The following is a 6,609-nucleotide window of genomic DNA, read 5'->3' as shown; positions in this document are numbered from 1 at the left end:
TAGGCGCGGAAGATGTAGCCCGAGGCGTCGATCAGGAAGAGACGGTTCATCCTCTTTCCCTTAACCTTGCCCTCGTGCTAGTGTCGATTTCAAATTTTACAGGAGACATCATGAAACGAATCCTTCTATCGATCGCCTTCTTCCTCGCCGCCGCCTCATCCTCCGCCGGAGCGCAGCCGGCGGTCCTGCCGGACCTGAGCGCCGACGTCCAGATGGTGAGGGGCGACCAGGTCTTCGGACAGGGAAAGATCTACATGAGCAAGACGGCGACCCGGATGGAGATGACCATACAAGGCATGTCCCAACCGCTGACCAACATCAGCCGGCTCGACCGGAAGGTCATGTGGATGTTGATGCCCAACAAGACCTACATGGAGCAGCCGTTGCCGTGGGACCACGCGATCGTGAACGAGGTGCCGGCGGGATGGACCCAGGACTGCTCGCCCGGGGAGATCATCGATGGACACCCGACCGACAAGTGCGTGATCAAGGGGACCATGGGCGGAAAGGCGATATCGACGACGATTTGGAAGGCCAAGGACCTGAACGGCATCGTGATCCGGAACATCGGCGAGGGGAACTCCGGCATGGTGCTCAAGGACATCGTCTCCGCGCCCCAACCCGCCAATCTCTTCGAGATCCCGGCCGACTACAAGAAGGTGGAGTTGCCGTCGGGGGCGGCCGGGAGGATGAAGAAGAGGCCGAAGTAGCCTAGATCAGCCTCGCCGCCTCTTTGGCGAAGTAGGTCACGATCAGGTCCGCTCCCGCGCGGCGGATGGAGAGAAGCGTCTCCATCATCACGGCCTTCTCGTCGATCCAGCCTTTCGATGCCGCCGCCTTGATCATCGAGTATTCGCCGCTCACGTTGTAGGCGGCCACCGGGAGGTCGGTCGCTTCGCGCACCTTCGCAATCACATCGAGATAGGCCAGCGACGGCTTGACCATGAGGATGTCGGCCCCCTCCTGCTCGTCCAGCTTCGCCTCCCGAACCGCCTCGCGGACGTTCGCCGGATCCATCTGATAGGTCCTCCGGTCTCCGAACCTGGGCGCCGACTCCGCCGCTTCCCGGAAAGGACCGTAAAAGGCCGACGCGTACTTGACCGCGTAGCTTAAAATCGACGTATCGGAGAAGCCCGCGTCATCGAGGCCGCGGCGAATCGCCGCCACGCGGCCGTCCATCATGTCGGATGGGGCGACGATGTCGGCGCCGGCTTCGGCGTGTGAGACGGCGGTCCGGGTCAAGAGTTCCAACGAGGGATCGTTCACGATCTTCCCGCTTTCGACCATTCCGCAATGCCCGTGGGTCATGTACTCGCAAAGACAGACGTCCGTGATCACGACCAGATCCGGGGCCTTGTCCTTGATCGCCTTGACCGCGCGCTGAACGATGCCGTCGGCCTCATACGCGCCGGAGGCTTCTTCGTCCTTTCTGGCGGGAATGCCGAAGAGGAGGACGGCGGGAATGCCGAGCCTGTGGACCTCGCGCGCCTCCTTGGCGGCCTGACCGACCGAAAGCTGGGCGACGCCGGGCATGGACCTGACGGAACCGCCCTTCCCTTCCTTCACGAAGATCGGGAAAATCAGCTGATCGACGGAAGCCCAAGTCTCGCGGACCATCCGGCGGATCGCCTCGCGGGAACGAAGACGGCGCGGACGTGTTTGGGGAAAAGTCATGCCCGTCAGTGTAACCGGTCTCCCGTCGTATTCAACTGTGTTTATTCTCTTCCACCTCCTAGACGATTGGACTACCCTGCCTCCAAATCAAAAAAGGAGGGGGTCTATGATCAGCATGAAAAGGCAATGGCTGGCTCGAACCTTACTGCTGGCATTGGGAGTCCTCGCGATAGGCGGGCTCTTCGCCGGCGGCAGCTCGGGCTGCGGTGACAGCGGCGGGGGCGGCGGCGGAAGCGGCCTCGGCGGCGCGACGACGGTGACGGGCACGGCCCTGGCCGCAAACGGCACCGACCCGATCGCCGGCGCGACGGTCTTCATCCCCGGAACACCGACCGCTCTGACGGTCGCGGGCGGCAAGTCCATCGTCCAAGCGACCTGCGACGGCGCCGTGGTGGAGTGCGATGATCCGCCGGTCGGCTCCTGCGCCTCGGTCTGCACCTGCGCGGACGGCACCTATACGCTCGACACATCCGCCTGTCCGGCGGATTCCACGACGATCCGCTACTGCAAGGGTTCGTTCTGCGGTGAGGCGACCCTCGACTGCGCCGACAATCCGGACGCCTGCACGGCGAACATCGTCGGCTCGACAGCGTCGGGCAGCACGGCCAACATCGCCGTCGTCACCGGCTCCTTCGACGAGATACAAAACGTCCTCGCCAAACTGGGCTTCGGGACGGTCAACGAGTTCGGAGAACTCGAGCTGGGCACGGAAAGTTTCGACCTCTATGACGGCGACGGCTCGCTCGGCGGGACTTATCCGGACTCCTCGGCCCTGTTCGGATCTCTCTCGGCGATGCAGGCCTACGACATCATCTTCATCAATTGCGGCACCAACGAAGACCCGGCGGCGGCCCTGGCCCTGCAGGCCCTGGTCGCCGAGGTGGGCCCGGAGGCCGCGCACACGGCGTATCACGTCGCCGGGCTCAAGGCGGTCAGCACGGATCTGGCCAGCCGCATCCGATCCTACATCGAGGGCGGCGGAACCATCTTTGCCACTGACCTGGCCTACGACTACGTCGAGCAATCCGTTCCTGAATTCATGAACTTCGAGGGCGACGGCACCGACGTGGCCACGGCCGAGACGCCGGACATCGCCCAGACCGGGACCTCCGGCATCGTCTCGAACGCGACGGTCATGGACGGCACGATGAGCTCCTGGCTTGAGGGTAGATCGTCCAACACGATCGATACCGCGGACAGTCCCGGAAACAGCTGCACGACGACGGTCAACGGCAGCTCGACTTCGCTTCTCGACCCATCCGCGGACACGATCCGCATCGGCGACTTCCTGGCCGGATGGGGCGTGATGGAGGGCAAACACTCGGGCATCGGCTCGGAGACCTTCGTCTGGATCCAGGGCCCGGTGGACTTCACGGATCCGGACGACTTCAGCGCACAGAACGGCGTCGTCCGTCCGCTCACGGCCACCCGAAGGGTCGGCAGCGGCTGCGTGCTCTACAGCTCCTACCACACGTCGCACAGCTGCGCGACGGAGGGCTTCTGGCCTCAGGAGCGCGTGCTGCAATACCTCGTGTTTGAGACGGCGGGGCGGTGCGTGCCGTAACGGACCAACATTAAGCTTCGATCAGGACGAAGAAGGCCCCCGCGAAAGCGGGGGCCTTTTTATTTGGCATTTCTCAAGCCGATTCAAATCGGTTAACATACGGCCCTGATGAGATCGATCGTCATCCTCGCGGCGGTGGTCATATCCTGTTGTGCCCTGACGGCCTGTTCGGGCGGCGCAAAGGGCCCTTCGGCCGCTACGGCCCCCGAAGCCTCCTCGAACGCCGAATCCCCCGGCGGCACGACGCTCCCAGGGGGCGGCGCCGAGCCCGGCGAGGCGGCGTCGCCGGAAATCGTAATGGAAGTCATCAAGACCGTTTTGAACTGACTCATCTTTTTGAAAGGAAGAAGACTATGAAAAAGACTCCACTCCTGCTTGCGACGTTGCTTGTGACGCTTGGCCTTCTCGCCTACCCACGCGGGGCGAGGGCAGGCTTCAGGGATGTCATCGGCGGCATCAAGACCGATCTGGTGCTGACCGACGACGCCGGGGAAACGCCCCCCGAACCCAGTATCTTCGACACCCTGATGTCGTTCTCCGGAAAGGTCACTGCCATCTCGGCGACGCCCGTCGGCAACTACACCTGCAAGCAGGGAACCATCACAATCGACGCACATACCGGATTCAGCCGCGGCCTCGTCCAAGCCCGAGAACTGACGGAGGTCAGCTCCAGCGTGGATTCTCTCCTCCTCCGCGGTGCGCCGGTCAAAGTGGCCGTCGCCACCAACGCCGGCATCAAGACCATTTTGATCCCCGCAATCGAGGCGGAACGGTTCAAGGCCGTTCTGGCGATTCTGCATGCCGCCAGGCTGACTAATAAGGATGTGTTCTTTCAAGTCCCCACCGTCTCCGTCCCCGGCTGCGCGGACGCGTTCTACGCGGCTGACGTGGAGTTGAAATAGTTTCCTCAGGAAGTCTGCGCCTCCTGAACGCGCGTCGAAAAAACGTGGTTGAGGAGCGTCCGATCTTCCGGCCTGAGATCCGGGAATTTCAGCTTGATTCGTATTTCATCGACCCCTTTTTGTCCCCTCTTCATGAGAAGCCCGAAGGCTTCGTCGAAAAAGGATACGGACCCCACGCGCCTTCCCCCGAAGGTGATTTCGATCGACGGCTCGCTCCAATTCTGGAGAATCAACTCCCTCACCTTTCGCCCCGCATCCCGGGAAATGATGTCCTCTCCGCAGACTTTCATCACGTCAATCGTCATCAAAAATACTCCCCTTGCCCGGCCTCCGCGACGTAGGCACCCAGGCCCGCGGCATCCAGGTTGAATTGGATATCGACGCATGTCCCGGTGAACGCCTTTCGCGCCTGCCGGTAACGATACTCTCCCTTGTCGTATTTCAGAACCACTTTGGCGCGCCCCGAAAAAATATGAAGCCTTCCCTTGTTATGGCTCAAGATTTCCTGGATGTAGCGGTATCCCTTTCCACCCTCCAAACCGACCCGCGTGGTCAGGCCTTTCTTCAAAAGATCTTTCAGGGCCTCCACGTCGTCCTCATACTGAGGATAGCGGGTCCGGATTTTTTGGGGGATCCCCATTCCAAAATCGAGAATCGTGAGGTGCAAGAGCCTGGATCGTCCCCAGGCGCCTGCGCACACATAACAAGACCTTTCGCCGCTATGGTCGATGGCATTTGTCAGAAGCTCGGTCAGCACAACGATGAGCGAGGATCTGGCTTCCGCGGAGATCGGCAGGTTTCCCCCGATGAGATCGAGGATCTCTTCCAAGACGGCGTTGTTGTTGCCGGTGATCTTACGGGCCTGCCACATACGCTCGGCGACCCGTATCCGGCCGGAGCCCTCCGCCTTGACGATCTCCTGGACCGCTCGAACCGCCTCCGCCACCCGCTTGTTGCGAGGGAGGACCAAAGACACGCGATTTTTCTTGGAAAGTGACAGGTCCACAAGCCCGCAGAGAAAGCAGATCAGGGCCGAGCTCGCTTCCGTGGAACGCGAAAGGTCCAGAACGACCTCTCCCTCACTCAAATCGAGCACGCCTCGAACCGCTTTGAGGAAGGAATCGATGTAAGCGATCGTGGGTTGGCGCGGAAAATCGATTCTTTGCTGAATCACTCATGAAGGGTAGAATATATTTAAGTGCCTGTAAATATTAGAGTTAATATTCTAATAATGCGCATTTATTAAAGCAGCACATATATAAGACTAATAATTTCATATTGTTACAATTATTAAATCTACCCTTCATAAATCTTCCGTCACTCCCAGATCTTTTTGTACCACTTGCCGTCCTTTTTGACGGGGACGTCCGGACGATCGTCGAGCTTCATCTTCTTGCGGATGCCGTTCACGTCCCAGCCCGTGAGCGAGGCGAGCTGCTGGGCCTCCCTCTCCTGGCGCTTGGGGAGCTCCCTCTTGTAGGCCCGCGCCTCTTCGCAGGAGTCGTCCCCCGTCCAGGGATGCCGGAGCACGTAGCGTCCCTGAAAGTTCTGGCGGTCGGACGTCTCCTGAAAGACCAGGTCTTCGGGAAAATGCGCGGCGTCGTAACGCACGTGCAGGCGAGTGACGAAGACGTCCCGCGCCCCGCCCACGGGGCGCGGCGGAATGGATTTGGTCATGCCGTAGGGCTCGCGATCCCCCATCCAAAAGACGCCCAACTCCTTCAGCTCCCCTTCCGAGAGCGGGTCGGCCGCGCAGGGATCGCACCAATTCATATCCCAGGCGTATTCGAGAAACAGCGCGCGCATGTCCTCCCGATGGACCTGCTCGGAGAACATCGACTTGTAGAAGTCGGCGAACTCCCCTTTGACGTAGACGGGGATGTCCATCCCCGTCGGGAGCTTGACCGTCCGGTAATTGGTGGTCTCCACCCGGCCCTTCCGGCTCAGCGCATAGATGAAGAGATCCTGCGGCCCGTCGGCGTTGACCGTCCCCAGGCGGATCGGGAGCATGAACTTGGGGGATTCGAAGGCGACCTGCAGCGGGCGGAGGTAGGAGAATCCGAGCTTGGACTGTTCCTTGAGATTCACCTTGGCGACGAAGAACTTCACGTTCTGGTTGATGTAACTCTGGAGGATGGGACCGGCGCCCGGCGGGATCTTGTATCCGTTCTCCGTGAGCCAGGTCTCCAGCCCGCCGCTCTCCTGGGCCGAGAGGATGAGGATGTCGTACTCGCCCACCGTGTACTGGGCCTCGATCTTGACGCCCAGGCTCTTCGCCCGCGACGCCATGTCGGCACCGCCGGCGGGAGCGGCGGACATCATCGGCATCATCTCCCTCATCTTCATCATCTCGCACGGGTTTTCGTCGAAATATTCGACCAGGCGCGGGGCCGTGTACGCGTCCAGGTGGTCGATGACCGCCTTGTCGCCCACGTGGATCTGCTCCTTGGTGATGAAGGTCGGCACCGG

8 protein-coding genes are annotated in these 6,609 nt (G+C 61.1%); 4 read left to right on the top strand and 4 right to left on the bottom strand.

All coding sequences use genetic code 11. The annotated features are described in order from the left end of the window. Positions 1–110 precede the first annotated feature (110 nt). A complete protein-coding gene (locus VLJ37_09275; GenBank protein ID HSA59861.1) occupies positions 111–710 on the top strand; it encodes a hypothetical protein in 600 nt (199 codons plus the stop codon). A 1-nt stretch (position 711) separates the two neighbouring features. Here the strand turns inward: VLJ37_09275 and hemB are convergent, their stop codons facing one another. Then, positions 712–1,674, bottom strand: coding sequence for a porphobilinogen synthase (gene hemB / locus VLJ37_09270; GenBank protein ID HSA59860.1), 963 nt, complete (start codon positions 1,672–1,674; stop codon positions 712–714). Positions 1,675–1,780: 106 nt separating this feature from the next. On the opposite strand from hemB, the gene VLJ37_09265 reads away from it, so the two are divergent. From VLJ37_09265 to VLJ37_09255, 3 genes are all read left to right on the top strand, one after another. Then, positions 1,781–3,238 (top strand): hypothetical protein, encoded by a 1,458-nt coding sequence (locus VLJ37_09265; protein ID HSA59859.1) that lies wholly within the window; start codon positions 1,781–1,783, stop codon positions 3,236–3,238. A 108-nt stretch (positions 3,239–3,346) separates the two neighbouring features. Continuing rightward, positions 3,347–3,565, top strand: a complete 219-nt coding sequence (locus VLJ37_09260) for a hypothetical protein (GenBank protein HSA59858.1) — start codon at positions 3,347–3,349, stop codon at positions 3,563–3,565. Between the two features lie 26 nt (positions 3,566–3,591). After that, positions 3,592–4,140, top strand: a complete 549-nt coding sequence (locus VLJ37_09255) for a hypothetical protein (GenBank protein ID HSA59857.1) — start codon at positions 3,592–3,594, stop codon at positions 4,138–4,140. Between the two features lie 5 nt (positions 4,141–4,145). On the opposite strand, the gene VLJ37_09250 is transcribed toward VLJ37_09255, so the two are convergent. The 3 genes from VLJ37_09250 to VLJ37_09240 form a co-directional block, all read right to left on the bottom strand. Then, positions 4,146–4,445 carry a DUF4325 domain-containing protein gene (locus VLJ37_09250; protein ID HSA59856.1) on the bottom strand — a complete coding sequence of 100 codons (300 nt, stop codon included), beginning with the start codon at positions 4,443–4,445 and terminating at the stop codon, positions 4,146–4,148. Next, positions 4,445–5,314 (bottom strand): hypothetical protein, encoded by an 870-nt coding sequence (locus tag VLJ37_09245; protein ID HSA59855.1) that lies wholly within the window; start codon positions 5,312–5,314, stop codon positions 4,445–4,447. Before VLJ37_09245 ends, VLJ37_09250 begins: the two co-directional genes overlap by 1 nt. A 143-nt stretch (positions 5,315–5,457) precedes the next feature. Then, positions 5,458–6,609: DUF2330 domain-containing protein (locus tag VLJ37_09240; protein HSA59854.1), on the bottom strand; the 1,152-nt coding region annotated here is incomplete at its 5' end.

The sequence above is a fragment of the bacterium genome (genome assembly GCA_035454885.1).
Taxonomy (GTDB): Bacteria; UBA10199; UBA10199; order JACPAL01.
This window is presented reverse-complemented; position numbering and strand designations above follow the sequence as displayed.

What these genes read in the sequence shown, in the direction of transcription:
- VLJ37_09260 (HSA59858.1), top strand. Translation starts at nt 3,347, where the DNA reads ATGAGATCGATCGTCATCCTCGCGGCGGTGGTCATATCCTGTTGTGCC.
- hemB (HSA59860.1), bottom strand. Translation starts at nt 1,674, where the DNA reads ATGACTTTTCCCCAAACACGTCCGCGCCGTCTTCGTTCCCGCGAGGCG.
- VLJ37_09250 (HSA59856.1), bottom strand. Translation starts at nt 4,445, where the DNA reads ATGACGATTGACGTGATGAAAGTCTGCGGAGAGGACATCATTTCCCGG.
- VLJ37_09255 (HSA59857.1), top strand. Translation starts at nt 3,592, where the DNA reads ATGAAAAAGACTCCACTCCTGCTTGCGACGTTGCTTGTGACGCTTGGC.
- VLJ37_09275 (HSA59861.1), top strand. Translation starts at nt 111, where the DNA reads ATGAAACGAATCCTTCTATCGATCGCCTTCTTCCTCGCCGCCGCCTCA.
- VLJ37_09265 (HSA59859.1), top strand. Translation starts at nt 1,781, where the DNA reads ATGATCAGCATGAAAAGGCAATGGCTGGCTCGAACCTTACTGCTGGCA.